This is a genomic window from Frankia sp. CoWAU3 (genome assembly GCF_977971855.1).
Window position 1 is genome coordinate 5,365 of sequence record NZ_CDWWXB010000130.1, and the last position, 2,386, is coordinate 7,750.

Sequence of the window (2,386 nt, forward strand, 5' to 3'; positions counted from 1 at the left end):
CTTGGCGGCGGTGCTGGCCGCGCTGGCCGGGCGGGCCTGGGACCGTCCCGCCGGCTCGGGCGCCGGCGCCGACTTCGGCGCCCGAGCCGGGTCCGATGTCGGGCATAGGACTCGCAATCCCTATATCGACAGCAAGGGACTCGGTTAGCGTTTTCGTGGCGCCGATTGTTCGGACGTCGTCCACCGTCTGTTCCTGAGGGAGACATCCGGTCATGATCACAGCCATGCGTGCCATGCGTGCCATGCGTGCCATGCGTGCCGTGAGCGCCGTGAGTGCCGTGCGTGGAGTCCGCGTGGATGCTCTACGGCCGATCGGGGCCTCGCGCCCGGCCTGGGCCGATGCGGTGGGCGGGGATGGCGGCGCCGGCGGCACGCCGTCGGTCCTGGGCGACGGGGAGTTGGTGGAGCTGCTGGCGCGGGCGATCCACGACCGCTATCTGGAGCATGAGCTCGGTAAACGGCACGCGGCCGGATCGAGGCCCGGACTGCGGCCCTGGGCGGAGCTCTCCGAGGCGCTGCGGGAAGCCAACCGTGATCAGGCGGTTCACTACGAGACGGTGCTGCGTAACCGTGGCTGGGTGTGCACACCGGCCGAGCAGGACGTCGATCCGGCTGTCGATCCGTTTTCGCTGTCCGCCGCCGAGGTCGAGGAGCTTGCCCGGGCCGAGCACGACCGGTGGCGGCAGCACAAGGAGCGGCAGGGTTACTCCTACGGTCCGGTGCGCGAGGACCTCGGCCCGGACAAGCGTCACCCGTCCATGGTGGACTGGGAGGAGCTGACCGAAGAGGACCGTGATCGGGACCGCGACGCGATCCGGAACATGCCGGCCGTTCTGGCCCGGGCCGATCTGTGCATCACCCGGCGACCCGCCGCCGAGGCGGCTATCCGGTGAGCGGCTGACGGCCGCGACGATCGTCGGCGCATTGCCGCTGTCCGCCGATGACCCCGAAGACCTCCGCAGCCCCGCACACAGGGAACTTGGCTCTGTCGCAGATTCGGTGGTGACGGAGCCGAGAACTTGACAGCCCCCTGGGTACCGTCCCGATCAACGGTCACCTGGTTTTCCCGCCAGCTCCGTGGAAAGCATGTTCGAGGCTGCTCGTCGCGCTCCGGCCTTCGCCTGATCGTCCCGGTTGTCGGTCGGGATCGGACCGGGACCCGGATCCGGGGGAGATGCCGCCAGGTCACGGCTGGCCGCGAACAGCAGGTCCTCGCCGGTCGCCGGGCGTAGTCGCAGGTCGGCGAGCGCGCCGACCCCGACTCCGGCCCGGGCCAGGGCGGTGCGTGCGGCGGCGGGGCCGGCGCCGTAGAGGAGCGCGATCATCTCCGGGCCGGTCGGATCCGGCCGGTACACCAGGTCCGTGCGGCGCAACGCCGGGCGGGAGGTGCCGACCGGCAGGGTGAAGCGGGCGTGCGTGAGGTCATCGTCCCGGCGCCGGCGCTCCAGGCCCCGATCCGGTCCCCGACCCCGCTGCGGCGCGCGGCCTTGTTCTCCTGCTTCGGCCCGCTTCGCCGCCGGGCCGGCCAGTCGGTCGATCTCGGCGGTGACCACCCGAGCCAGCAGTTCGGCGCTGGCGTCCCAGGTGAACCCGGCAGCCCAGGCGCGGGCCGCCGCGCGCAGCTCGGCCGCCGCGGGCGGCTCGGCCAGTAGCCGTAGCGCCGCGTCGAGGGTCTTCTCCAGCGGCTCGCCCTTGTCGACCAGCCATCCCGTCGTCCCGTCCCGGACCGCGTCGCGCAGCCCCGGGACCCGGAACGCCACCGCGGGCACCCCGAGGGCGGCGGCCTCCAGTACCGACAGCCCCCAGCCCTCACCATGCGAGGGGTTGACCGTCAGCCAGGCCGAGGAAAGCAGCCGGTCGCGGGTGGCGGCATCGCTGTAGCCGTGCCAGCGCACGGCGTCACCGTCCCGCTCGGTCGTGCCTCCCGAGCCCGGAGCCGCCCCCGGGTCGGTGGTGGTCACCGCACCGGGGGTGGTCAGCCCGAGGGCAACCGCGCGGGCGGTCAGCCGTTCGCGGTCCGGGCCGTCGCCGACGATGTGGACGGTGAGCCCGGGATGCGCCCCGACCAGCGCGGGCAGCGCGTCGAGGAGCAGGTGGAGCCGCTTGTGCGGCACGAGCCGGCCGACGCACACGATGGTGGGCGTCGTCGCGGGGCCGCCATCCGAGTCTGCGGGCCCGCCATCCAAGCCTGCGGGCCCGCCGCCAGCCGGGCCCGTGAACGTGGTGGCCCCGGCGGTCGTGGTGGTCACCCCGTTGGGGACCAGGAAGCGCGGGCCGGGCAGGCCGAGGATGTCACGGGCCTCGGTGCGGGTCGAGGGGGAGACGACCACCACCGGTCGGTGCCGGTAGACCCACCGGCTGCCCGGCGCCTCCAGCAGTTGCCCCA

2 protein-coding genes are annotated in these 2,386 nt (G+C 73.5%); one reads left to right on the top strand and one right to left on the bottom strand.

Going from position 1 to position 2,386, the window contains the following annotated elements; all coding sequences use genetic code 11:
- Positions 1-293 precede the first annotated feature (293 nt).
- Complete coding sequence (locus AC08ON_RS12290) at positions 294-893, top strand: RyR domain-containing protein (protein ID WP_476609795.1); 600 nt, start codon at positions 294-296, stop codon at positions 891-893.
- Positions 894-1,046: 153 nt separating this feature from the next.
- Here AC08ON_RS12290 and AC08ON_RS12295 read toward each other — a convergent pair.
- On the bottom strand, positions 1,047-2,386 hold a 1,340-nt coding region (locus tag AC08ON_RS12295), incomplete at its 5' end, for a glycosyltransferase family 4 protein (protein WP_476617001.1).